The sequence below is a fragment of the Fodinicurvata sp. EGI_FJ10296 genome, assembly GCF_040712075.1.
Lineage (GTDB): Bacteria > Pseudomonadota > Alphaproteobacteria > DSM-16000 > Inquilinaceae > JBFCVL01.
Genome location: NZ_JBFCVL010000004.1, coordinates 415,548 through 440,496, shown reverse-complemented (window position 1 = coordinate 440,496; position 24,949 = coordinate 415,548). Strand labels below are relative to the sequence as shown.

Annotated in this window: 23 protein-coding genes and 1 pseudogene; 11 read left to right on the top strand and 13 right to left on the bottom strand. The window is 64.4% G+C overall.

The annotated features are described in order from the left end of the window. Positions 1-42: 42 nt before the first annotated feature. Positions 43-825, top strand: a complete 783-nt coding sequence (locus ABZ728_RS10895; protein WP_366656129.1) for a creatininase family protein — start codon at positions 43-45, stop codon at positions 823-825. Further along, positions 825-2,048 carry a threonine synthase gene (thrC, locus tag ABZ728_RS10890; RefSeq protein WP_366656128.1) on the top strand — a complete coding sequence of 408 codons (1,224 nt, stop codon included), beginning with the start codon at positions 825-827 and terminating at the stop codon, positions 2,046-2,048. Before ABZ728_RS10895 ends, thrC begins: the two co-directional genes overlap by 1 nt. A 156-nt stretch (positions 2,049-2,204) precedes the next feature. Here thrC and ABZ728_RS10885 read toward each other — a convergent pair whose 3' ends face one another. From ABZ728_RS10885 to ABZ728_RS10835, 11 genes are all read right to left on the bottom strand, one after another. Further along, positions 2,205-2,513 (bottom strand): HigA family addiction module antitoxin, encoded by a 309-nt coding sequence (locus ABZ728_RS10885; protein ID WP_366656127.1) that lies wholly within the window; start codon positions 2,511-2,513, stop codon positions 2,205-2,207. A 133-nt stretch (positions 2,514-2,646) separates the two neighbouring features. Further along, positions 2,647-3,690: an oligopeptide/dipeptide ABC transporter ATP-binding protein gene (locus ABZ728_RS10880; protein WP_366656126.1), complete on the bottom strand. Its 1,044-nt coding sequence runs from the start codon at positions 3,688-3,690 to the stop codon at positions 2,647-2,649. Further along, a complete protein-coding gene (locus ABZ728_RS10875; RefSeq protein WP_366656125.1) occupies positions 3,687-4,718 on the bottom strand; it encodes an ABC transporter ATP-binding protein in 1,032 nt (343 codons plus the stop codon). The genes ABZ728_RS10880 and ABZ728_RS10875 overlap by 4 nt, the downstream gene beginning before the upstream one ends. Beyond that, on the bottom strand, positions 4,711-6,306 hold the full coding sequence (locus ABZ728_RS10870) for a gamma-glutamyltransferase (protein ID WP_366656124.1): 1,596 nt from the start codon (positions 6,304-6,306) through the stop codon (positions 4,711-4,713). Before ABZ728_RS10870 ends, ABZ728_RS10875 begins: the two co-directional genes overlap by 8 nt. Positions 6,307-6,320: 14 nt before the next feature. Continuing rightward, the gene (locus ABZ728_RS10865; RefSeq protein WP_366656123.1) at positions 6,321-7,247 is read right to left on the bottom strand and encodes a polysaccharide deacetylase; all 927 of its coding nucleotides are present in this window, start codon (positions 7,245-7,247) and stop codon (positions 6,321-6,323) included. A gap of 2 nt (positions 7,248-7,249) precedes the next feature. Continuing rightward, positions 7,250-8,044: an SDR family oxidoreductase gene (locus ABZ728_RS10860; RefSeq protein ID WP_366656122.1), complete on the bottom strand. Its 795-nt coding sequence runs from the start codon at positions 8,042-8,044 to the stop codon at positions 7,250-7,252. Positions 8,045-8,055: 11 nt separating this feature from the next. Further along, complete coding sequence (locus ABZ728_RS10855) at positions 8,056-8,985, bottom strand: ABC transporter permease (RefSeq protein ID WP_366656121.1); 930 nt, start codon at positions 8,983-8,985, stop codon at positions 8,056-8,058. After that, a complete protein-coding gene (locus tag ABZ728_RS10850) occupies positions 8,982-9,911 on the bottom strand; it encodes an ABC transporter permease (protein ID WP_366656120.1) in 930 nt (309 codons plus the stop codon). Before ABZ728_RS10850 ends, ABZ728_RS10855 begins: the two co-directional genes overlap by 4 nt. A gap of 87 nt (positions 9,912-9,998) precedes the next feature. Next, the gene (locus ABZ728_RS10845; protein WP_366656119.1) at positions 9,999-11,510 is read right to left on the bottom strand and encodes an ABC transporter substrate-binding protein; all 1,512 of its coding nucleotides are present in this window, start codon (positions 11,508-11,510) and stop codon (positions 9,999-10,001) included. Next, positions 11,503-12,315: a GntR family transcriptional regulator gene (locus ABZ728_RS10840; protein WP_366656118.1), complete on the bottom strand. Its 813-nt coding sequence runs from the start codon at positions 12,313-12,315 to the stop codon at positions 11,503-11,505. Before ABZ728_RS10840 ends, ABZ728_RS10845 begins: the two co-directional genes overlap by 8 nt. 168 nt (positions 12,316-12,483) lie before the next feature. Next, positions 12,484-13,479 carry a LacI family transcriptional regulator gene (locus tag ABZ728_RS10835; protein WP_366656117.1) on the bottom strand — a complete coding sequence of 332 codons (996 nt, stop codon included), beginning with the start codon at positions 13,477-13,479 and terminating at the stop codon, positions 12,484-12,486. Between the two features lie 139 nt (positions 13,480-13,618). On the opposite strand from ABZ728_RS10835, the gene ABZ728_RS10830 reads away from it, so the two are divergent. From ABZ728_RS10830 to ABZ728_RS10805, 6 genes are all read left to right on the top strand, one after another. Further along, on the top strand, positions 13,619-14,842 hold the full coding sequence (locus ABZ728_RS10830) for an ABC transporter substrate-binding protein (protein WP_366656239.1): 1,224 nt from the start codon (positions 13,619-13,621) through the stop codon (positions 14,840-14,842). A 58-nt stretch (positions 14,843-14,900) separates the two neighbouring features. After that, a complete protein-coding gene (locus ABZ728_RS10825) occupies positions 14,901-15,836 on the top strand; it encodes a sugar ABC transporter permease (RefSeq protein ID WP_366656116.1) in 936 nt (311 codons plus the stop codon). Continuing rightward, positions 15,829-16,749, top strand: coding sequence for a carbohydrate ABC transporter permease (locus ABZ728_RS10820; RefSeq protein WP_366656115.1), 921 nt, complete (start codon positions 15,829-15,831; stop codon positions 16,747-16,749). The genes ABZ728_RS10825 and ABZ728_RS10820 overlap by 8 nt, the downstream gene beginning before the upstream one ends. 4 nt (positions 16,750-16,753) lie before the next feature. After that, positions 16,754-17,842, top strand: coding sequence for an ABC transporter ATP-binding protein (locus ABZ728_RS10815; RefSeq protein WP_366656114.1), 1,089 nt, complete (start codon positions 16,754-16,756; stop codon positions 17,840-17,842). Between the two features lie 60 nt (positions 17,843-17,902). Then, positions 17,903-19,231 (top strand): GH1 family beta-glucosidase, encoded by a 1,329-nt coding sequence (locus ABZ728_RS10810; protein ID WP_366656113.1) that lies wholly within the window; start codon positions 17,903-17,905, stop codon positions 19,229-19,231. Between the two features lie 120 nt (positions 19,232-19,351). Further along, positions 19,352-20,092 (top strand): FadR/GntR family transcriptional regulator, encoded by a 741-nt coding sequence (locus ABZ728_RS10805; RefSeq protein ID WP_366656112.1) that lies wholly within the window; start codon positions 19,352-19,354, stop codon positions 20,090-20,092. Positions 20,093-20,109: 17 nt separating this feature from the next. Here ABZ728_RS10805 and ABZ728_RS10800 read toward each other — a convergent pair whose 3' ends face one another. Further along, the gene (locus tag ABZ728_RS10800) at positions 20,110-21,183 is read right to left on the bottom strand and encodes an aldo/keto reductase (RefSeq protein WP_366656111.1); all 1,074 of its coding nucleotides are present in this window, start codon (positions 21,181-21,183) and stop codon (positions 20,110-20,112) included. 30 nt (positions 21,184-21,213) lie between these two features. Further along, positions 21,214-22,866 carry a class I adenylate-forming enzyme family protein gene (locus tag ABZ728_RS10795; RefSeq protein ID WP_366656110.1) on the bottom strand — a complete coding sequence of 551 codons (1,653 nt, stop codon included), beginning with the start codon at positions 22,864-22,866 and terminating at the stop codon, positions 21,214-21,216. Positions 22,867-23,059: 193 nt separating this feature from the next. On the opposite strand from ABZ728_RS10795, the gene ABZ728_RS10790 reads away from it, so the two are divergent. From ABZ728_RS10790 to ABZ728_RS10780, 3 genes and pseudogenes are all read left to right on the top strand, one after another. Then, complete coding sequence (locus tag ABZ728_RS10790) at positions 23,060-24,142, top strand: exo-alpha-sialidase (RefSeq protein WP_366656109.1); 1,083 nt, start codon at positions 23,060-23,062, stop codon at positions 24,140-24,142. A 29-nt stretch (positions 24,143-24,171) separates the two neighbouring features. Then, positions 24,172-24,477: a MoaD/ThiS family protein gene (locus tag ABZ728_RS10785; protein WP_366656108.1), complete on the top strand. Its 306-nt coding sequence runs from the start codon at positions 24,172-24,174 to the stop codon at positions 24,475-24,477. Positions 24,478-24,816: 339 nt separating this feature from the next. Beyond that, positions 24,817-24,930: pseudogene (locus tag ABZ728_RS10780) on the top strand (type II toxin-antitoxin system HicA family toxin); the annotation flags it as partial. Positions 24,931-24,949: the final 19 nt, after the last annotated feature.

Below are 24,949 nucleotides of genomic sequence, written 5' to 3'. Positions count from 1 at the left end.
CGTCGTGCGCCGGGTGTTGCCGTTAACGGGGAGGAAGAGTCGATGAAGTGGGAAAACCTGACCAGCGCCGAGGTCGGTGCGGTCGACCGCAAGACCGTCGTGGTGCTGAGCATCGCCGCGATCGAGCAGCACGGCCCGCATCTGGCCGTGTCGACCGATGCGGTGATCGGCGGCTATCTTCTGGACCGGCTGGACGAGGCGGTCGGTGACGACATCCTGATCCTGCCGCAGATCAAGGTCTGCTGTTCCGAACACCACATGGATTTCGCGGGCACGCTGTCGGTCAGTCACGAGACGTTCCTGGCTTATGCCGGCGACATGCTGACATCGGTCATGCGTCAGGGATTCCGTAATATCGTGATCCTGAACAGTCATGGCGGCAATCAGGCGGTCGGTCAGGTCCTCGTCGAAAAGCTGGGCGCGCGGCACCCCGATTGCCGGATCGCGTTCATGACCTGGTGGCAACTGGCGGCTCCGGCACTGCGCACCATTCGCGAAAGCGCGTTCGGCGGCATCAACCACGCCTGCGAGTTCGAAACGTCGCTGATGCTGCACACTGCACCGCAGGCCGTTCGTCCGGATCTGATCACCGGCATGTCGCGGGCGCCGACATTCGACTGGGCCGAGGGCGATATGCTGACCGGCGCGCGCGGGCTTATCTATCGCAGCATGGCGGAGAAATCGGGCGGTACCGGCACCGTCGGCGATCCGTCACTAGGGACGGCGGAAAAAGGCCAGCGCATCGTCGATGCCGTCGTGGCGGCGCTGACCGAGGTCGTGACGAGCCTGAAAGCCGCACCGGCAAAGTCCGGGAGAAACGGCTGATGCCGGCGGAAACGCTGCGCTGCATATCGTGCGGCGAGACGGTCTCCATCGCGCTGATGCCGTCGACCTGCGCGAGCTGCGGCGGCATTCTCAACTATGTCGGTCCTGCCGCGACCCATGGGCGCGATGACGGCACCGATGCCGATCACCCCGCCGATCCCAACAGCCTGTGGCAATGGGCGGAATTTCTGCCCCATTGCGCACCGGCCAACAGGATCACACTGGGCGAGGCGCGGTCCCCGCTGCTGGAATGCGGGCGGATCGGACGGGATGCCGGTCTGGCGGATTTCTGGATCAAGAACGATTCCGTCATGCCGACCGGGTCGTTCAAGGACCGGGCGATCGCGCTGGCGGTCTCGCTGGCGCTCGAACACGGGCGGGAGGGGCTTGTTCTGTCGTCGAGCGGCAATGCGGGCGCGTCGGGCGCGGCTTACGCCGCGCGGGCGGGCCTGCCGATCGTCGTGCTGGTGCCCGAAACCGCACCGGCGGCCAAGCTTCGCCAGATCGCGATTACCGGCGCCCGGCTGGTAACCGTGGCCGGGGCGACCAGCGACTGCTGCCGCATGGCCGCCGCGCTGGCGGCCGAGCGCGGCTGGGTCAATCTGACGACGACGTTTCACAATCCCTACGGCGTCGACGGCTATGCGACGATCGCCTATGAACTGGCGCCGCTGAAGCCCGACGTCGTTCTGCTGCCGATTTCCAGCGGCCCGCTTCTGGCGGGCGTGATGAAGGGATTCGAGGCGATGAAGGCGGCCGGGCGCATCGGCCGCATCCCGCGCCCCGTTGCCATACAGGCCGCCGCTTGCGCCCCGATCGCCAAAGCGTTCGCCGAGGGCGGGGACGTGTCGCCATGGCAGCACCGGGCGACGATCGCCTCGGCGCTCAACGACACGCTGGCGGGCTATGAACGCGACGGCGACTACACGCTGCACTGGATCCGCAAATACGGCGGCGCCGCTACCGCCGTCGACGACGACGCGATCGCCGACGCGGTCCGCCGGCTGGCGCGGCGCGAAGGCATCGTGCTGGAACCCAGCGCCGCCGTACCCATCGCCGCGCTTTCTGACCTGCGCGAACGCGGCATCATAACGCCCGGCGAGCGCGTCGTCGCCGTCGCCACCGGTCACGGGCTGAAGGATCTGTCCTGCGCGCCCGAACCCGACCTGGAGGCGCCGATCAGTGCCGATGCGGGGTCCGATGCGGTTCTGACAAGTATCTGATTGGAACCGCCGGCATCGTTGGGTGCGCGTCCGCGCCGTGCGGGGTCTACAGGCCCCACTCCCTTTCCCCTTCGCCGGAGGCGCGACAGCGCCATCCGGCGTCCACACGTACGGTTTTAGAGCGTTGATAGTGTGGGGCCCGGATCTCCTCTCTGTTCACGCCGCTGTCGAAAACGGCTTCGCCCGTTCGATGCGAGCGCGCTCCTCCGGGCTGTTCATCACCGCCCAAAGGTCGCCGCGCCGCTGAGCATTGAGCCAGAACTCCGGGCTGTTGCCGAACACTCTCGCGAGAATGAGCGCTGTTGCAGCCGTCACATTGCGTCGGTCATTGCAAAGGTCGTTCACATGCTTGCGTGGCACGCCCATCGCCTCCGCCAATGCTGCCTGGGTCAGGCCGAGTGGCAGCATGAACTCTTCGATGAGAATCTCGCCAACCGAAGTTGGCTTCCGCTCGGTCATCAGCATGTCGTCACCTCATCGATAGCTGTGGTCGTCGAGATATTCTCCATACTAATGCGAAGATGATAGCAAAAATCGTCCACACGCACCGCGAGAGCGTTGGCAGAGACGTGGGATCTGTCCGGTACCGCCCGCGCGTCTACCGCCCGCGGTAGAAGCAGGCGGCGGTGTGGCCGGGGTCGCCGCCGGCGACCTGGACCAGGGCCGGGCGCTGGTCGGCGCAATCGGGGCGCGCGATCGGGCAGCGGGTGACGAACGGGCATCCGGGCGGCGGGTCGGCAGGGTTGGGCAGGTCGCCGGTCAGGACGATCTGGCGGCGTTCGGCCTGGCGTTCCGGATCGGGATAGGGAATGGCGCTGATCAGCGCCTCGGTATAGGGGTGGGTCGGCTGATCGAACACGGCCCCGGCGTCGCCCTGTTCGACCAGATGGCCCAGATACATGACGGCGAGCCGGTCGCTCAGGTGCCGCACCACCGACAGGTCGTGCGAGATGAACAGATAGGCGAGGCCGAATTCCGCCTGCAGCTCGACCAGCAGGTTCAGGATCTGCGAGCGGACGGACACATCCAGCGCCGAAACCGGCTCGTCGCAGACGATCAACTTTGGCCGCAGCGCCAGGGCGCGGGCGATGACGATCCGCTGGCGCTGGCCGCCGGAGAACTCGTTCGGCAACCGGTCGTAATGCGTGCTGCGCAGTCCGACGCGGTCGAGCAGGTGTTCGACCTCGCGCCGCCGTTCGGCTGGCGTCATGCGCGTGTGGATCAGCAGCGGCTCGGCGATGCTGTCGCCGATGCGCATTTTCGGGTTCAGCGACGAGAACGGGTCCTGAAAGATGATCTGCACCTCGCGCCGGACGGTCGCCAGGTCGGCGCCCGTGGCGCGGTGGACGTCGATGCCGTCGAGGGTGACCTGGCCGCCGGTCGGGCGCAGCATGCCAAGAGCCGCATAGCCGGTGGTCGACTTGCCGCAGCCGCTTTCGCCGACCAGCGCCAGCGTTTCACCCGGCCGGATATCGAACGAGATGCCGTCAACGGCTTTCAGCCACCCCGACGGCCTGCCCAGCATGCCGCCGCCGAGGGGAAAGTGGACCTTCAGATCCGTCACCCTCAAAAGCGGGGAAGCGCCCCCGGTTGTGTCCTCGCTCGTGCCGCCGGTCATGTCCCCGGTCATATCCCCGGTCATGCCATGCTCTCCACCTGATCGGCGAACCAGCAGGCGCTGGCGTGGCCCGGATCGCCGCCGACCGACGCCAGCGGCGGTGCCTGGACGCGGCACTTTTCCGCCGCCAGCGGACAGCGCGGATTGAACCGGCACCCCGTGGGCCAGTCGCGCAGGTCGGGCACGGTGCCCTCGATCGTGTTGAGCGTGTGTTTGCGCGCGCCGTCGATCTTGGGGATCGTCTGCAGCAGCAGATGCGTATAGGGATGGTACTGGCGCCGGAACAGCGCGCGCACCGGCGCGGTCTCCACCACCCGCCCGGCATACATGACGGCCACGGTGTCGGCCATGTCGGCGACCACGCCCATGTCATGGGTGATCAGCAGCAATGCCGCGCCGGTGTCGTTTTTCAGCCGACGCATCAGGTCGAGAATCTGCGCCTGAATGGTTACGTCCAGCGCCGTGGTCGGCTCGTCGGCGATCAGGACCGCTGGCTGGCAGATCAGCGCGATGGCGATCATCACCCGCTGGCACATGCCGCCGGACAGTTCGAAGGGATATTGCCGGAACCGCGATGCCGGATCGGGGATGCCGACCTGTTCCAGCATGCTGATGGCCCGGTCATGGGCGGCCTTGCGGCCAAGCTGCTGATGGCTTTGCAGCGCCTCGACGATCTGTTCGCCGACGCGCATCAGCGGGTTCAGCGACGACACCGGCTCCTGAAAGATCATCGCCATGACGTTGCCGCGGATGTCGCGCAGGCTGCGGTCGTCCAGCCCGACCAGATCCATACCCGCCGCCGTAATCGTGCCGGCGGTGATGGTCGCGGCGTCGGGATGCAGGCCCATGATCGCGAGTGCCGTCATGCTCTTGCCGCAGCCGCTTTCGCCGACCAGCGCCACGGTTTCGCCCTCGTGCACCGTCAGGTCGACGCCGTCGACGGCCGGAACGCCGCCAATGGTGACCTGAAGCCCGGACACTTTCAGCGCCTCCGCGCCGCCGACGCGGTTGGCCCCGGGCAGTCCCGGATCATGGGGGGGCCGGTCAGTCATCGCGCGTCTCCTCCTCGGTCACGGCGGCGGCCCAGGGCGACACCGGATGGGCCATGCCGACGGTGCCGCCGGATGGGCTGCGTGCGACTGCCGACGGTATCGCGAAATGGACCGGATATAGCGTGTCGCTGACCATGCGCACCGGGTGCGTGCGGGCGATTGCCCCGGCCACCGTCGGGTCGGCGGCCTTGTTGACAATGATCGTCGGGCTGCTGGCGTCGATGCGCGGGGTGTGAAAGGCCTGCTCCAGGCTCATGCCGAAATCGGCGAGGTATGACACCAACTGAACCAGCGCCGGGAATATCTGCCTACCGCCCGCCGCGCCAATGGCCAGAGCGGGCCGGCCCTGGCGGGTCGCGATCAGCGGACACATATTGGTCAGCGGCCGCACGCCGCCCTTGATGCTGTTGGGTTGGTTGGGACGGGGGTCGAACCACATCATGCCGTTGTTCATCAGGATTCCCGCCGACGGCGCGACCACCTTCGAGCCGAAGCGCGCCAACAGCGTGTTGGTCAACGACACCATGGTGCCGTGTCGATCGACGACGCTGATATGGCTGGTGCAGCCCGGATCGGGCGACTGTGCGTCATGGCCCATGCGGGTCAGGCGGTCGGCATAGGCGTCGCGAATGGCGTCGGCATAGGCCAGGGCGGCCGCGCCCCCCGGTGTTCTGTCGGATTTGGCGCCGGAAATGCGTGGGTCGTCGGACAGCCGGGCCATGGCGTGCAGAAAGGACGGCCCGCCGGACAGGCCGGGCATCGCCGCCAGTTCCAGACCGCCGTAGGGCGCGGTCAGCGGCGCGCGCCATTCCGGGCGATAGGCTGCCATGTCGTCCATGGTGATCGCCGATCCGCCGGCGCGCAGGTCGGCGACCAGCCCTTCGGCGATTTGCCCGGTATAGAAGTCGGTGGCACCGGCCTCCGCCAGACGGCGCAGCATCGCGGCCTTGGCGGGCATGGGTAGCCGGGGCAGGTCCCTGACCCCGGCATCCGGGGCACGCGGTGCCCGTCCGTCGACCAGGAACAGCGCTGCGGAGTCCGGAAACCGCGCCAACCCGGCCGCATCGATGGCCAGCGCCAGCGACGTGAACCAGTCGACCGCCAATCCGGCCTCGGCATGGGCGATCGCCGGGGCCAGGGCCTCGGCCAGCGTAATCGTCCCGAAACGCCGCAAGGCTTCGGCCAGTCCGGCGACCGCGCCCGGCACACAGATGGACTCGTGTCCGATCAGGTTGCGGTCGTCGGCCACGGCGGGCCAAGCGAACCAGTCGCCGTCGTTGCCGCCCGCCAGCGGATAGCGCCCCGGATCCAGCGCGCCGGGTGACACCAGCGAGAAATCCAGCGCATCGAGCGCGCCGGTGGCGCCGTCGGCGCGCAGCAGGAACCCGCCGCCGCCGACGCCGCTGAGCCACGGTTCGACCACCGACAGCGTAAAGGCCGTGGTGACGGCGGCGTCCATGGCGTTACCGCCGCGCGCCAGCACCGCCGCGCCGGCGGCGGCGGCCTGCCGGTTCTGCGCGGCGACGATGCCGCCGTCGCTGTGACGTTCGGGTTTGGTGATCGTCCAGGTGGCGTCGGCCGGTGTCATGGTGTCGGCGGGCCTCATTTGGAGCCGGAAACGGGTCGGCGGGGGCCGATGGCGTCGGGCGGGGCGGCATCGACAGTGTATCGGCCATTATTGGCCGATGATTTGTGGTGAGCGGCGATCTCGTCGCAGCGCGCCCACCAGACGTTGTCGGCTTCGGCGATCGTGGTCAGCAGCCGGTCCAGCAGCGCGATCCGCTGGCCTCGGCCGGAAATCCACGGATGGACGGTCAGCATGAACAGCCCGCCCTCGTCATGGGTCATCCGCCACTCGTCGCGCCACCCGTCCAGAACGCCGCCGGGGGCGGACGGCGGCCATTTGTCGGCGCCGCCGCCCAGAAACTTGAAATGGATCGCGTCGTCGGTCAGCCACTGTACCGGCAATTCGGTCATGGTGCCGATATCGTAGGGATGGTCGAAACCCATGAGCGAGCTGTCATAGGCCAGACCGTGGCGCGCCAGTTCCGCCAGCATCCCGGGGGTCATTTCCCAGGCGGGGGACCGGAAGCCGACGGGTGCCGCGCCTGTCTGGGCCCGGAACAACGCCATTGCGGCGCCGAGGGCATGGGCGAATTCGTCATCGCTGGAATCGGCGACGATCTCGTGGAAATATCCGTGAAGCCCGACCTCGTGCCCGCGGTCGATCAGCGTCGGCAACATCGACGGGTATGTCTCGGCCACGATGCCGGGGACGAAAAAGCTGCCCTTGATCCGGTGACGGTCGAGCAGTTCCAGAAGCCGGCCCAGACCCTGGCGCGGGCCGAAGCGCCGCATCTCCAGTTGTCCCAGTGTCGGCGGCACCCGATCGCGATGAGCCCATAGCCAGGGCGACTCCGCATCGACATCGACGGTGAAACAGGCGGCGCTTCGAACCGACTGCGGCCACTGATATGGGATTGCCGCGGCGGAGGTCGCGCTGCCGGGCGGAAAGGTCGCCGTTGCCATGGTCAAAGTGCCTTCTTCTTGGCCTGAAATACCGCCAGCGAGCCGATGGAGTTGCCGCCGTCGACCGCGATGCTGGTGCCGGTGACGTATTCGGCAAGCGAACTGGCCAGAAACATGATCGCGTTCGGCGCGTCGTCGGGTTCCGACTGACGGCCCAGCGGGATCGAACCGGTGACCGCTTCCAGGTGTTCCGGCGTGATGTCGCTGACCTTGCTGCCGGGCGCGAAGCCGGGTTCGACAATGTTGACGCGGATGCCGTATTCGGCCAGTTCCAGCGCCAGACCCTTGGTCAGCCGGTCGAGTGCCGTTTTGGACACGCAGTACGGCACGACCGAGCGCCGCATCTTGCGCGCCGCGCCTGACGAAATGTTGATGATCGAGCCTTGCTTGCCCTCAGCGATCATGGCTTTGGCGAAACCCTGCGCGACCAGGAACGGGGCGCGGGTGTTGACGTCCATGATCCGGTCCCATTCGGCCGCATCGATGTCGAGCAGGAAGCCGCTGGGATAGATGCCGGCGTTGTTGATCACGACATCCGGCGCCCCCCATTCGGCCCCGACGGTTGACACGAGATCGGCAATCGACGCCTCGTCGGTCAACTCGGTGACATGGTGGATATGGCCGGGGCCGGTGGCGCCCAGGTCTGCTGCCAGTGCGTCGAGCGCGTCGGCGCGGTTGTCCGACAGGCAGAGCCGGGCGCCCCGCTGGGCAAACGCCGTCGCGATCCAGTGTCCGAACACGCCGCAGGCGCCGGTGATGACGATGGTGCTGTCCTTGAACTCGTCACGGAAATCCATTCTTCGGCCCTTTATCTTCTCGAACGCGGATCCAGGCGGTCGCGCAGGTGGTCGCCGATCAGATTGACCGACAGGATCAGCAGGAACAGGCAAAGACCGGGGAACACGGCGATCCACCACGCGGAGCCCAGATAGTTCCGGCCGACATTCAGCATCGCGCCCCAACTGGACATCGGCGGCTGCACGCCCAGACCCAGAAAAGACAAACCGGCTTCGAACAGCACCATCAGGCCGAATTCCAGTGTCGCCACCACGGTGATCGGGCCGATGATGTTGGGCAGGACATGGCGCAGCAGCAGCCGGGGCAGGCCGACGCCCATATGCCGGGACAGTTTGACATAGGGCGTGTTGGCGACCGACAGGGTCTGGCCGAAGGCGACGCGGGCGTAACGCGGCCAGCGGGTCAGCGCCAGCACCAGCACGACATTGGTCAGGCCCGGCCCCAGCACGGCCACCGTGATGATCGCCAGCAGGATCGGCGGAATGGACAGGAAGACGTCCACCAGCCGCATGATCAGGATCTCGGTGAACCCGCGCCGGATGGCGGCGATCATGCCCAGCAGCGTGCCCAGCACCAGTGACAGGGCGACAGACGAGGTCGCTACCAGCATCGACACCTGAGCGCCATAGATCAGGCGGCTGAGCAGATCGCGGCCCAGTTCGTCGGAGCCAAGCAGGAACCAGGTGCCCCGCGCTTCGCCGCCGGGTGGTTGCAAGCGTCCCAGAAGTTCCTGCGAATAGGGGCTGTAGGGCGCCAGGATCGGCGCGAACACGGCCATCAGCACGAAGGCGGCGAATATGGCGATGAACGGCGTCACCGGTGCCACGCCGCGCCAGGGCGATGGTCCTGTAGCGGGTCCGGGGGCGGCTTTGGCGGCGGCTCCGGCGGGAGCGAACCGATCGCCCAGAAGGCCGCCCAGAAGATTGCGCATCAGACTCATCGGCTGTCTCCCTTGAGCCGGATGCGCGGATCGACGACGCTGTAAAGAATGTCCGCCAGCAGATTGAGCGCGATAAAGGCGAACGAGCCGATCAGCACGATCGCCTGAACGATCGGGAAGTCTCGGGAATTGATCGACTCCACGGCCAGCCGTCCCAGGCCCGGCCAGGCGAACACGGTCTCGACGATGACCGCGCCGGCCAGCAGATTGGCGATTTCCAGCGCCGCCACCGTGATCACCGGGATCGAACTGTTGCGCAGCAGATGACGCATGACGATCTGGCGCGTCGCCACGCCTTTGGCGCGGGCGGTGCGGACGTAGTCCTTGCCCAGTTCATCCAGCATGGCGGTCCGCGCGACGCGGGCAAAGGTTGCCATCGACAGCAGGCCCAGCGCGATCGACGGCAGGATCAGGCTGCTCCAGCCGCGGGCGCCCGAGGCCGGCAGCCAGCCCAGCGTCACGGCGAATAGCAGGATCAACAGAATGCCGCTCCAGAATGTCGGCAGGCTCTGGCCGGTCAGCACGACGGCCATCATGGCGCGGGCGGTCGCGGTGCCCTTTTTTACGGCCATCAGGACGCCGAGCGGAATGCCGATGCCCACCGCCACCACCAGGGCGCCGCCCGCCAGCATCAGGGTATAGGGCAGGCGCGATGCGACGATGCCGAGAACGTCGGCGTTGCGCACCACCGATCGGCCGAAGTCCAGTTGCATCAGTCCTGCGAGATATTCGAAATACTGGATGTATAGCGGGCGGTTGAAGCCGAGCGACTCCCGCAGCGCCTCGATATCCTCGCGGCTGGCACCTTCCGGCACCAGCAGCAGCGTCGGGTCGCCGCTGAGCCGCTGGATGAAGAAGACGAGCGTGACGACGCCGAACATCGTTACGATCGTCTGCAGGGACCGTTTGAAGAGGAATTCGGACACCGGTGCGGGCTTCCATTCGAACGGTTCGGGCGCCCCGGCGGTGGTGACCGCCGGGGCTTTCGTGCAGGGCTGGTTGGCGGGAGCGGCCTATTCGCTCCAGCTCATCCGGTTAAGGAACATGCTCTCGTTCGGGGTCGGCTGCCATTCCAGGTTCTCAGCCGCGCCGTACAGGATCGCCGCCTGGTAGAGCGGTACCAGCGGCACGTCCTCGACCACCGTTTCATGGACGTCGGCATAGTTCTCCAGACGGACGTCCTCGTCCAGGCTGGATCGCGCGGCTTCGAGGCTGGCGTCGGTTTCCTCAGAACGCCATGTCGACCAGGCCGAGCTGGAATGCAGCAGCGGATAGAGCACACCGTCGGCGTCCTGGCAGGCGCAGGACCAGCGGCCGAAATTCATGTGCGGCGCTTCTTCGGCCTCGCTCTGAACCCGGCTGAGATAAGTCGACATATCGGTCAGTTCGATTTCGGCGTTGAAGCCGACCTCGCTCAGCATCTGCTGCAGGGCCTGAACGATGCGCTGGTCGAACACCGGCGAGGTGGCGAAGACCATCGGTTCCGTGGCGATATCGCCGGCCTCGGCCATCAGTTCGCGGGCACGGTCAGGGTCGTAACCCGGCCCTTCGATGCCTTCGATGAAGCCGAAATGTGCTGGTGACAGCATGACATCGACCGGTTCGTCAAAGCCGCCGAGCAGCCCCTCGACGATCAGTTCCTTGTCGATCGCATGGGCGATGGCTTGCCGGATCAACGGATCGGCGGTCGGGCCGCGCTGGGCGTTCAGGCGAAGGAACGCGACGCGCTCGGTCAGGACGTTGAGCACCTGCACGCCGGCGCTGTTTTCCAGCTGCATCGCCATGTCGGGATCGATGGTGACAATCAGGTCGCTTTCGCCCGACTGCAGATTGGCCATGCGGGTGGAGGCTTCCGGCACGGCGCGGAACTCGGCCCGGGCGAATTCGCCGCTATCGCCCCAGTAATCCTCGTTCACGATCAGCGAAACCTGGATGCCGCGTTCCCATTCGTCGAAAACATAGGGGCCGGAGCCAATGGGCTCTGCGTTGAAGGCGTCGTTGCCGACCTCTTCAACATAGTGTTCCGGCACGATCGACAGCTTGACCAACTGAGGCAGGAGCACCGGATAAGGGCCGTCGGTGGTCAGCGTGACCTCGTTCTCGCCGGTGACTTCGGCGCCGGTGATCTGGTTGAACTGGCCGAGCTGCGGACTGGCGAACTCAGGATCGATGATGCGGTTGACCGAATAGGCGACGTCGTCGGCCGTCAGCGGCTCGCCGTCGTGGAAAACGATATCGTCGCGGATGGTGAAGACGACCTCGTCCTCGGCGGCGTATTCCCAATCGGTCGCCACCTGCGGCACGATCTCGCCCGCGTTGTCGCGAGTGACCATGTTGTCGAAGATATTGCGATAGACGTAATAGCTGTCCGGGTTCCACTGTTGATGCGGATCGAGTGTCGACGGCTCGTTGACCAGATCGATGACGATCGTGTCACTGGTGTCGGCGAATGCGGGGGCCGCGAAAGCCGCACCCACGCCGAATGCGATGGCGGCGGCGCCTGTCATGAGGCTGGATCTATTCATCTCTCTTTCTCCCTTGTTCTTCAGAGAAGGCTTCCCTGTTGGTGTTTGTTCCCTGCCGACCGGTCGCCGGTTTCGTTTCCGGATACCGGCCGGGCGTCGCCGACGGGTCGGCGACGGTCATGCGGGTCAGGCCGGTGCGCATCCGGTCGGCCAGCGTCGCGACGCGGCGCGCGATCAGGGCCGTGGCTGTCTCGCGATCGCCGCAGGCCAGCGCGTCGATCAGGTTGCCGCGCGGTTCAAGGCCCATGGCGTGGCCGCCGGTTGTCTCGACCCAGGCGACGGCGCGGTCGCACAGGTCCCAAATTTCGGTCAGCCGACGAACGAGCAGGCTGTTGCCCGATGCCGTGGCCAACAGATGCAATGCCTCGCGGTCGGCCTGATACGCTGTCCACCGCGTGGCCGCATCCCCTGCGCCGCCGGTGGCCGCTATGATGTCGTCCAGCCGTTGCAGGCGTTCCAGATCGCTGCGGGACAGCGAGACGTCACCCAGTGTCGGTTCGAGCCGCCGGCGCAGGTCGAAAATATCAGCAATCTCGCGGTCGCTGATCGGCGCGACGCGATAGCCGCGCCTTGCATGCGCCTGAACCAGACCGGTGTTGACGAGCGAAGCCAGCGCATTGCGCACGGGTGCCTTGCCCAAGCCGAGCCACGCCGCCAGCCGGGCCTCGGTCACGAACGTCCCCGGCGCCAGTTCGCAATGAAGCACGGCGGCACGCAGGCGCTGATAGGCGAGATCCTTGAGATGTCCGCGTCCGAAGGTCGGTGCGCCGGACAAATCCGGTGGTTGGCTGGAGCGATCGAGCATTCGTTACCCATTCTTCGAACCGCTTAGGTGTCGAATGTTATCCTGACATGTCACGAAGAATTTGTGAAATGTCAAATTGAGGAGGGATTCGATGGGCGTGCGGCCAGGGCCGGCAGGATCGCCGTCCGACCGCCGGAGTTGAAGTTGAACGCCAGATGTCGATGCCGGTCAGGTCGGTGCCGAAGCCGAATCGAGGCGTTGAACCGGTGCCGCGTCGGGCGATCGCACCGCTTCGAGCGCCCCCTCGGCGAGCAGGTGTCCGGCATGCCCGACATCCTCGCGCACCGTCATGATGGCGGGCCGGAACATGCCGAGAAACGTCACTGTCTCTTTGGCGACGACGTCGATTTCCCGGCCGACGGCCCGCCCCGCGGCCTCGAACGCGGTGATCGCGGCCATCGTCGCGTTGGGCGACGGACAGATAAGTCCGTCCAGTCCGGGCGCGGCCGCGAGGACGCGCCGGATGCCGGCGGCAACATCCTCACGCGGACTGTCGCTCGTTATCGTGTCGGCGATGCGGGTCGATACCCCCAGTTCAGCCGCCCGGCCGAAAACGCCGTCGCGAATATGCCCGGCATAGGTCTGATCCATAGGGGGCAGAATCACGAGCAGGTCGCGCCGCCCGGCGCTGAACAGCGCGTCGACCGCCGAGGCGCCGAATGCCTCGTTGTCGAAATCGATCCAGGCATGCCGGTCCGACCATAGTGTTCGACCATGGGTGACGAAGGGAAAGCGACGTTCCATCAGGTAACGCACACGGACGTCTTCAGGCTTAGTCCGGTTGAAGATGACCGCATCCACCGAGCGCGTTTCGACCAGATATCGGATGGCCTTCAAGGGGTCGTCGTCGGCGAAATCCGGCGTGACGTTCAGATGGTACGCGTTCAGGCGCAAATGTTCGGCAACGGCGGCGATCAGAGTGGCGGTCATGTTCATAACGTCGTGCTCGGGCGCCAGGACCATGCCGATGACGTTGGTGCGGCCCGTGCGCAAGCGCACCCCGGCCCGATTGGGGACGTAGCCGATTTTCCGTGCGATTTCCTGAACCCGCGCTTTCGTCGCCAAACTGATATCGGGCGCATCGCCCAGAGCGCGCGAGACGGTCGGTACCGCAAGCCCACTGAGGGCAGCGATTGTGCGCAGTGTCGGCGGAGACTCCGTCATCGGGCTTGGGCGTCCTCGGTGCGCTAAAAAGGAGAATATATCCCATGACAATACGCTTGTCAGGGGAGTTTTTCGCGACTAAAAGGGGTCCTATAACGTTTTAGATTCAACCATTGAGGGAGGTAATGGCGTGCGACGCATGATTTTTGCCGGTGCATTCGTGGCGGCAGGCGCCGCTCAGGCCGCTCAGGCCGCCGAGCTGGAAGTTACCCATTGGTGGACCTCCGGCGGAGAGGCGACAGCCGCCGCAGAGTTGGCACGGGCATTCGAATCCCGGACCGAACATGCCTGGCTTGACGGCGCGATCGCCGGTTCCGGTGGAACGGCGCGCCCCATCATCATCAGCCGGATCATCGGCGGCGATCCAATGGGCGCGACGCAATTGAATCATGGTCGCCAGGCGGAAGAGCTGATCCGAGCCGGATTGATGCTGGATCTGACGGAAATTGCAGAAGAGCAGGGATGGCGCGACGTGGTCCATCCGTCGTCGCTGCTTGAGGGGTGCACCGTCGATGGCCGGGTCTACTGCGTGCCGTTGAACATTCATTCCGCGGAATGGCTATGGCTCAGCCATCAGGCGTTCGAGGATGCTGGAACATCGGTGCCGACGACATGGGACGAATTCGTCGCTGCGTCCCCCGCCTTGCGCGACGCCGGAAAAGTGCCGCTGGCCATGGGCGGGCAGCCGTGGCAAGCGGCGCTGGCCAACGGTGTGATCTCGATGGCGATCGCCGGTCCCGAGGCATGGCGGGCGGTTAACGCCAATCTCGACGCGGAGGTTGCCGCCGGGCCGGAATTCGCTGCCGTTTTTCAAGCGGCGGCCGATGCGCGGGCGATGACGCGGGGATCGAATGTCCAGGACTGGAATCAGGCTACCAATCTCGTCATCACCGGCCAGGCGGGCGGTCAGATCATGGGTGATTGGGCTCAGGGCGAATTTGCTGCCGCCGGTCTGACCGCCGGGGAGGACTATTCCTGCCTGCCGGGACTGGGCACGCACGACATTCTCTCGACCAGCGGGGACGCGATCTATTTCCCGGTCAATGACGATCCGGAAATCACCGAAGCCCAGTACGATCTGGCGCGTGTCCTGATCTCACCGGAAACGCAGGTGGCGTTCAATCGCCTGAAGGGGTCGCTGCCGGTCCGCGCCGACGTCGACATGGCCGACGCAAACGAGTGCATGGAAAAGGGACTTCGCATTCTGCGCGAGGGCACGATCATGGCCTCCAGCGATCAAACGATGTCGCCGGATACCACCGGCCAGATCGAAGATCTGATGGCCGAATTCTGGAGCGATCCGTCTTATGGGCCGGAAGACGCCCAGACGCGATACGCCGACATCATCGCCAATGCGGACTGAGTTTTCCGGTAGGGCTGCAACCGTAGCCCCATCACGTCGGTGAACGAAAGGCATTGCCATGTCCACCATCATGTCGGGTGCGCCGGGCCGGAAATCGGTCCGCAAATCGCATCGCCGGCCTTTGCGACTGGCGCGGACACTGTCGGCCAAGATCGCCTCGCTCCCCATGATACTGACGGCGCTTGTGGTTTTCGCCGGCGGTACCTTGTGGACGATCGTTCATTCGTTCACCGACTCCCGACTGCTGCCGGCACTGCGCTGGGATGGGCTTGCGCAGTACGAGCGGCTATGGGCGTCGCGTCGGTGGTTGATATCGATCGAGAATCTGGCGCTCTACGGCGTTTGTTCCGTCGTCCTGACCATGGTGATCGGATTCACGCTGGCGGCACTGCTCGATCGCAAGATCCGGTTCGAGGGCGTGTTTCGCAGCATTTTCCTTTATCCGTTTGCGCTCTCTTTCATCGTTACCGGTCTGGCCTGGCAATGGATACTCAATCCCGATTTCGGCATCGAGGCGAATATCCGGGCCCTGGGCTGGGAGGGTTTTGCCTTCGACCCGCTCAACAATCACGATCTCGTGATGTTCGGTATCCTGATCGCCGGAATCTGGCAGGGGTCGGGGCTGATCATGATCATCATGCTGGCCGGATTGCGGGGCATCGACGACGAGATATGGAAGGCCGCCCGCGTCGACGGCATCGGACCTGTGAAGACCTATCTGTTCATCATTATCCCCATGATGCGTCCTGTATTCGTAACGGCGCTGGTGCTGATCGCGGCGGGGATCATCAAGATCTATGATCTCGTCGTCGCGCAGACCGCCGGCGGGCCCGGCCTGTCCAGTCAAGTGCCGGCAATGTACGTCTTCGACAAGATGTTCAAGGATCAGAACCTGGCTCAGGGTTTCGCCGCATCGACCATGATGCTCGTTTCCGTGCTCGTCGTGCTGATCCCCTGGGCCTATCTCGAATTCGGAGGAAAGCGCCGTGGCTGAGCCCGCAATGCGCACCGCTCGCGACCGCTTCGACGCCGGGCCGCGCGGCCCCCGGCCCCGTCGCCGCCTTTCGGGGGCGAATATCATGATCTATGGCACGCTTCTGTTGGTGTCGTTCTACTATTTGCTGCCGCTATGGGTCATGGTGGCTACGTCGTTGAAAGGCATGCCGGAAATCCGCTTGGGCAATATCTTCGCCCCGCCGGTTGAAATCACCTTTGCGCCCTGGTCGAAAGCGTGGTCCCAAGCGTGCACCGGCATCAACTGCGACGGCCTGAGCCGCGGATTCTGGAATTCGGTGCGCATTCTGGTCCCCTCGCTGGTCCTGTCGATCGCCATCGCGTCGGTCAATGGCTACGCCCTGGCCAACTGGCGATTCCGCGGTTCCGAGACGTTCTTCAGGATACTGCTGTTCGGTGCTTTCATTCCCTATCAGATCCTGATCTATCCGATCGTCATTATCCTCCGGGAAGTGGGGCTTTACGGCAATGTATGGGGGCTTGTGCTGGTTCACACGGTCTTCGGCATGCCAATTCTGACGCTTCTGTTCCGGAACTATTTCACCTCGATCCCCGCCGAACTGTTCAAGGCCGCCCGTGTCGACGGGGCCGGATTCTGGGGAATTTATTTCCGCATCATGGTGCCGATGGGTCTGCCGATTTTCGTCGTGGCGACGATCCTTCAGGTCACCGGTATCTGGAACGACTTCCTGTTCGGCGTGATCTACACCCGCCCCGACCACTATCCGATGACGGTGCAACTCAACAACATCGTGAATTCGGTGCAGGGCGTGAAGGAATACAACGTCAATATGGCGGCGACCTTGCTGACGGGGCTCGTCCCGCTTGCCATCTACTTTGCCTCGGGCCGCCTTTTCGTGCGTGGAATCGCGGCCGGTGCGGTTAAAGGATAGCGTCATGACCAATGCCTCTTTGTCGGTCGAGGTACGCCAACTCGACCTACGGTTCGGCGAACTTTGTGTCCTGCAGGATCTGGATCTGGATATTCGGCAGGGAGAATTCCTGGTCCTGCTGGGGTCGTCGGGCTGCGGCAAGTCGACCTTGCTCAATTGCATTGCCGGACTGCTTGAGCCCTCCGACGGGCAGATCATCATCCAGGGCCGCAATGTGACCTGGTCGGAGCCGTCCGATCGTGGCATCGGTATGGTGTTTCAGTCCTATGCGCTGTACCCGCAGATGACCGTTCGCGGCAATCTGAGCTTCGGGCTGAAAAATGCCCGGCTCCCCAAACGCGAGATTGAAAGCCGGGTGGCGCGTGCGGCGGATATCCTTCAGATAGAACCGCTGCTCGACCGCAAACCCGGCGCGCTGTCCGGCGGCCAGCGCCAACGCGTCGCGATCGGCCGGGCCCTGGTGCGGGATGTGGACGTCTTTCTGTTCGATGAACCGCTGTCCAATCTCGATGCCAAATTGCGCGGCGATCTGCGCGTCGAACTCAAGCGCCTGCATCATAGCCTTGGCAACACGATGATCTATGTCACCCATGATCAGGTCGAAGCAATGACGCTGGCCGACCGGATCGCGATCATGCGTGACGGGCGGATCCTGCAGCTGGGAACGCCGGATGAGATCTATTGGCGACCGCAGAACCGTTATGTCGCCGGTTTCATCGGCAGTCCCGCCATGAATTTCATCGATGGGCGCCTGGCAGATGGTGTTTTCCGGTCCGGCGCGCTGGACATGCCGATGACCGGATACCGGGGCGAGGGAGGCGTTTTGCGCGATGGACCGGTGACGCTTGGCATTCGCCCCGAGCATGTGTTTTGCGGATCAGCTTTGCCGTCGGCAGCGGTTCGATCCGCCGCCCGCGTGGATATCGTCGAACCGATGGGCGCCGATACTCTGGTTTATGCCGATCTGGGCGGTACCCCGATCAAGATCCGGATGACGGGGTCGGCGCGTCCGGCATCGGGCGATCGCCTGGAAATCGGATTCGACCCCGCCTGGGCGTCGCTCTTCGACCCCGCCGATGAAGGCCGCCTGTAAACGCCCTCTTGACGCCACGGGCGACGGCCTTGCCTTCGTTTTCCAAGATCAGGAGAAATCATGTTCGACCGTCGCGACTTTCCGCAAGATTTCGTCTTCGGGGCCGCCACTGCCGCCTATCAGATCGAAGGTCACCGCGTCGGCGGGGCCGGCCCGACGCATTGGGACAGCTTCGCGGCAACGCCCGGAAACGTGGCGGGAGCCGAGGATGGCGCGTCTGCGTGCGATCATTATCATCGATGGCCCGAGGATCTGGACCTTCTGCGCGACGGCGGTTTCGACGCCTATCGCTTCTCGACCAGTTGGGCCAGGGTCATGCCCGATGGCAAAAGCGTGAATCCTGAAGGTCTGGATTTCTACGACCGGCTTGTCGATGGCATTCTAGAGCGCGGTCTCGCTCCGTTTCTTACTCTTTATCATTGGGAACTGCCGTCGGTTCTTGCCGACAACGGCGGTTGGACGAACCGCGACACGACATCGCGTTTCGGGGATTTCACCCGCCTGATCGCTGAAAAACTGGGTGATCGCGTCGCACGGATCGCAACGATCAACGAGCCCTGGTGCGTCAGTTGGCTTTCGCATTTCGAGGGGCATCACGCGCCTGGCCTGCGCGACATTCGTGCTGCGGCACGCTCGATGCATCACATCATGCTGGCTCATGCCGAAGGGGTGGAAGCGCTACGCGCGGCCGGTCACAAAGGCGCGGGGATCGTGCTCAATTTCACTGATGTCCAGTGCGGCGACAGCGAGGGTGGATGGTCCGAGGCCGCGGCACGAACCGACGCCATCATGAACCGGTGGTTCATCGAATCCGTCGCCCGCGGGGAATACCCGGCCGAAGCTCTCGAAGGCCTGGAACGGCATTTGCCCAAAGGCTGGACCGGCGATATGGCGCGCATTGCAGCGCCCATCGACTGGCTTGGCGTCAACTATTATTCCCGTGCTCTGGTGACCGAAGCACCGGAGAAACCCTGGCCGTCGACGGGGGCGATCACCGGTCCGTTGCCGAAGACCCAGATGGGATGGGAAGTCTATCCGCGCGGTCTGTCGTCCCTCCTCAATCGAATGGCCGATGACTATGTCGGTTCCCTGCCGATCTATGTGACAGAGAACGGCATGGCCTGGGCCGACGAACCATGTGACGGAAAGATCGAGGATACCGCGCGGATAGACTATGTGGCCGCCCATCTGGAAGCGGTTCGACGATCGCTTTCCCACGGCACCAACATCAAGGGATATTTCTATTGGTCGTTGCTCGACAACTATGAATGGTCCTTCGGCTATGAGAAACGGTTCGGCCTGATTCATGTCGATTTCGGCACGCTGAAGCGGACGCCCAAGGCATCATGGCACCGATTCCGGGACGCGCTGTCGGATGGCCGCCGCTGACCGGCGCAAGGCCGCGCCCCGTCCTTCGATTGCGATCCCAATTAAAATGACTGTCGATATTATTTATCGTATTATACGATAAAACCGGCGCTGATGGGACGCAGCGAAGTGAGTGCGGCTATGGACGACGATGCGCGAGGCTATCCCGATCGGGGTCTTCATGGACGGGTCGTACGGGCGATCGGCGAGCGGATCGTCGCCGGGCGGATCGATCCGGCCGGAAGTTTCCCGCGAGAGTCCGAGCTGGCGGAAGAATTCGCGGTTAGCCGCACGGCCATTCGTGAAGCCATCAAGGTTCTGGCTGCGAAAGGCCTGGTCGTTTCCAGGCAGAAGGTCGGGACGCGGGTGCGCCCACGCGACGAATGGAATCTGCTCGACCCGGATGTGCTTGCCTGGCACGCCGCAAATAATATCGACGAGCGTATGATTACCGATCTGACGGCACTGCGCGATACGATCGAGCCAGCGACCGCGCGGATGGCGGCCGAATCCGCGACGGCAGTAAAGCGGCAGCAAATCGCCGTCGCCGTGGCGGCGATGGAAGCTAATCTCGATGACAAGGACGCGTATTACCGGGCCGATCTGTCATTTCATGAGGCGATATTCGCCGCCTGCGGCAATCCGTTCTTCGAATGCCTGGGCCCGGTCGTGCGGGCGCTGCTGGCGGCGAGTTTCCGGGTTCAGCAAAAGTCGGTCATCCACCCGTCCGACGGCTTTGCTCTGCACAAGGCCGTATTCGATGCCATCGATCGCCGCGATCCCGACGGCGCCGAGGCCGCCATGCGCGCCATCGTGCGGCGAGCGCGTGATGAGTTGCACACAATCTTGTCGGTTGCCGACTCTTCAGGTGCCGACCAGTAACGCGTCGCGACGTCTGGCTATCCGGTGTCCCGGTTCAGATTGTATTTCATGATCCGGCCGTGCTTGCCGGTGCGGTCGCGTTCCAGATCGAAAACGTCGCCGTCCGGGCCGTGGCGGGCCGCTGTGACGGCTTCCAGTTCAGCCGTGTCCTGCGGTGTCAGGTTCAGGTCGAAGACACGCAACGTGTCGGGCAGGTGGCTGGTATTGCGGGCGCCCAGGATGCAGGCGGCGACGGCGGGACGGTCGAGCATGAACCGCGTGGCGACGGCGGAAATCGTCGACGCGTGCCGCCGGGCCACGATATCCAGCGCCTGAAGCAGGTTCTGAAACATCTCCCAGCCGCCGAAATCGTCGATGATCAGCTTGTATTTGATCAGTGAACGGTTATCGAAACCGTCAGTGGGTTCCGGTACGCCCAGCCACCGTTCCGACAGGAAGCCGCCGGCCAGCGTGCCATAGGTCAGCAGCCCGACACCCCGGCTGTGGCAAAGGGCGGCCATTGCCCGGTCCGGCCGATCGTCAAGCAGGGAATACTGCAACTGGTTCGATGCCACGGGGATTCCGGCGTCGAGGATCCGGGCAAGGGCTGGCGTGTTGAAGTTCGTCACGCCGAGAAGCTCGATCTTGCCCTTGCGGCGCTCGTCGTCCAGCCAGCCCATGACCTCGACATACCGGTCGGCGTCATACCGCCACCACGAGAACTGCACCAGGTCGAGGCGTTCCTGGCCCAAGCGTTTGAGCGACCGGTCAACGATGCCGGTGACATACGACCGGTCCAGCGTTTCCAGGACATCGTCGTCGGGGACAAATTTGGTATGGACGCGTGTCTTCGCCGCCAGATCGGGATAGCGGCGGCGGAACGCGCCGATCAGGTCCTCGACCCCGGTATAGATGTCCGCGCAGTCGAATGCGGTCACGCCGGCTTCGACGAAGGCCGCCATGTCGTCGACCGCCTGGTTGCGATCGACCGTGCTATGGCCCGCGGACAATTGCCACGAGCCCTTGATGACGCGGCTGATCGTGTAGCCCGGGGCCAGATCTGTCCGTTCGATGGCGGGTGTGCCGGATTGGCTGGTACCGGAAGCAGTCATCGGGTCAGCATCCTTTATCGTTCGTGTCGGTCATTCTTTGGCGTCACTGCGCGGTTCCAGGGCTGGATAGGGACCGTCGATCAGCGTATGACCGGCCAGGATTTGCGCGATGATGTCGTTGCGCATGATCTTGCCGATGGCGTTGCGGGGCAGGGAAGGCAGCCCGACGAACAGACGCGGGCGCTTGTACTTCGTCAGGCGGGCCATGGCGTCCTCGATACGGTGCTCCCAACCGGATTCAACGCCGGCAGCAACGCAGGTGATCACCTCGCCCCAATACTCCGACGGCAGGCCTACGATGGCAAGATCGAGCTCCGGCGCCGCCGGCTGCAGATAGGCTTCGATCTCTTCCGGACTGATCCGATAGCCGCCGCTCTTGATGACGCTGGCCTCGCGCCCCGTCAGATGGAGACGGCCGATGGCGTCGACGAACCCGATGTCTTCGGATCGGTGAAAGGCATCCTCGTCATTCGGGTGGAAGACACCCTCGCGCAGCATGCCGCCATAGCCGTGCCGGGCACGGATCAGGACCGGGCCGCGGCGCGCTTCATCGGCGCTTTCGGCCACTGAGGCGCTCCCGGAACTGTCCCTGATATCAGAAGCATCATCGGCGGTGTCGGTGCCGATCCTGACTTCGACCCCCGGACCCGGCCAGCCGACGCAGGTTCCGGCCGCCGTATCCTCGTTCTGGAACCATTGGTCGGTTTCGTCCGGCGCCAGGATCGTGATCGGATTGAAGATCTCGGTCTTGCCATAGGTGATCCGTACGACCGGCCCGAAGATGGCGCGCGCCCGCTCGTAGACGTCGCGCGACAGCGGCGCCGTGCCGGAGAAGATGGTCTTGACTGTCTCGATGCGCTGGCCATCCAGGCCGTCGACCAGTTTGCGCAGAACCGTCGGCGGGGCGAAAATCTGGTTCACGCCCTGACTTTCGATCCGCCGCGCGATGTCCGGCACATCGACGCGGTCCAGCAGCGTGATCGTGGCCCCGCCATCGAGATAGGCATAGGTCAGCAGCGACGATCCGTGGGAAAACGGCGTCAGCAGCAACAGGTTGAGATCGGCTCCGGGGGCAAAGGGCAGGCTGGACCGCAGCGCCAGATTGGCCAGCCACCGACCGCCCTGGGTGTGAACAATGCCTTTGGGCTTGCCGGTCGTGCCCGAGGTGAACAGGATCTTGCCGAAGCCATCGGCCGGCGGGGAGCGTTCGGGCAGGTCCGACAGGCTGGCGGACCCGATGGCGTCGATGTCCAGAACCTTGAGGCCCGGAATGGATGCCGCAACCTCCGCCGCCTGCGGCGAACGGGTTATCAGAAGGCGGGCATTGGCCGTTTCCAGGCAATGGCGCATGTCGTCGGGCGCCAGATTCGGGTTCAGCGCCGCTTCCGGCTCGCCCGACAGGACGGTCCCATAACTGGCGGCCACCGCATCGCGGCTGTTGGGCAGATATGACGCGACGGCGCCGCCCGACAGGCCACCGGCGGCTGCCGCATGCTCGGCGATCGCCGCTGCAACACCGGCGGCCTTTCCGAAAAGGGCGGCATAAGTCGTCGGCCCTTCGGCGTCCTCGACCGCCACCCTGTCGGCATAACGGTGGCTGAGCGCAAGAAACTCGCTCTTCCAATTAATACGCGAGACCATGCTCAGCGCTCCCTTGTCGTCCCGATTGGTCCAGATCCGCATTCCATAATGGTCACCTGCTTAGCAGATCGGCCGACCCCGGTTCGACAACAATGTGCATGCGCAACGGTGGCGGGTGTTCGCCGACGGTGCATCTTGACAGACGCGCATTAATGTTGATATCAACATAGCCCGTCGATGCCGCAGGCACTGTGCGTTGGTCGTGGCGCGAAAAATCATATGCGGGGGAAGTCCTATGCCGGAAAAAGTCGTCCAGTTGGTGGCCACGGCCAAGGGCCTGTTCGTCTTCGAAAGTGAGGATGGGCGGAAAAGCTGGAGCCAGCGGGGCCCGTTCTGCGAAACCTGGCCCCTGAACCATGCGATCGGCGATCCCGCGACAGAGACGATCTTTGCCGGGGGCGGCGATGCTTGGTTCGGCCCGGCGGTGTGGCGCTCCGACGATCTCGGCCGGACCTGGAGCCATTCCAGCGAAGGACTGGCCTATGCCGAGGGCGAGGAGCCGATCAAAACGGTCTGGAGCCTCGCGCGCAAGGGCAACAGCCTCTATGCCGGGGTGGAGCCGGCGGGCCTGTTCCGAAGCGACGACGACGGAGCGACCTGGACTCACATCGACGGTCTGCAGCGTCACCCGTCACGCCCGGAATGGCATCCCGGCGGCGGGGGGCTGATACTCCATTCCATCGTCACCGATCCGGCGGATCCGAAACGGATCTGGGTCGGCATTTCGGCGGCCGGCGTCTTCTACACGTCCGATGGCGGCGAAACCTGGGAGCCGCGCAATCGCGGGACGCGCGCGGATTTCATGCCGGAGGACATGCGCGAGCCGGAATTCGGCCAATGCGTTCACAATATCGTCATGGCGCCGGGTGGCCGGGATGTTCTGTATCAGCAGAACCATTGCGGCATGTATCGCAGCGACGATGGCGGCCGGCAGTGGGTTTCGATCGAGAACGGATTGCCGTCCAGTTTCGGCTTTCCGGTCGCAAGCCACCCGCGCGATCCGTCGACGCTGTTCCTGCTGCCGCTGAACGGCGATATCGCCGGCCGCTATGTGCCCGATGCGAAGGCGGCCGTCTGGCGCAGCCGCGATCGCGGCGAAACATGGCAGGCGTTGCGTGAAGGTTTGCCGCAGGAGAACGCCTATTTCAACGTGCTGCGCCAGGCCATGGCGACCGATACGGCGGACCCGGCCGGTGTCTATTTCGGCAGCAATTCCGGCAGCCTTTACGCCAGCGCCGACGAAGGTGACAATTGGGTGCGGGTGACGCAACATCTGCCCAAGATCAGTTCGGTGGAAACGATGGTGGTCGCGGGCTGATATCCGAAGCGGGAGAGGAGCGCCGCACTATGCGTCAGGCAACCGTTTCAGCACCGGCGGTAATGGTCGCGCCTGTGACCGTGACCATTCCCACGGCTTTGGCGCGCCTGTTTCCGGACTGTGTCACGCGGATGAAGATCGACGCGGCGACGGTCGCGGAGGCGATCGACGCGCTGGACGCGCGCTGGCCGGGCATGCGCGATCGCATCTGCGACAGCCGCCCCGCCATCCGCCGCCACATCAATGTTTTCGTCAACGGCCAGCGTTCGACCCTCGACGCGCCGCTGCCGCCACGTTCGGAAATGCTCGTTATGACGGCAATCAGCGGCGGGTGAGGGGCGCCTTGATCCGTACCCGGCTTTTGTGATCGACCACTTGTCTACGCCGCCACCTTGGCCGGCGAGCCATGTCGCGTCTCCGTGATGCCACCAAGCTGACGGTCCGCTCTTCCGCAGGCGGAATATGCATTTTATGCGGGTAAATTCCATACGTTCGTCATATAAAAAGTTGCGCGCGGTTCCTTCGGCGCATCGCCGTGTTGTGTATTCTTGTGTATAAATCGGTATGGGTTATATTGATGGGCAACAAGCGCGGTCCGATGAAGGTGCGCGACCTTGCGAAGCTTCTTCGACAGGACGGCTGGATAGTCAAGCGCAGGGGGGCCTGGTGATCATGTTCAGTTTAGCCATCCGACCAAATCGGGAAACGTGACAATCGATATGGGCGCGCGAGAAATACCGACAAACACGCTGAGATCAGTTTATCGGCAAGCGGGCTGGCGGTGGTAGAGCCACACCGACGGCAAGG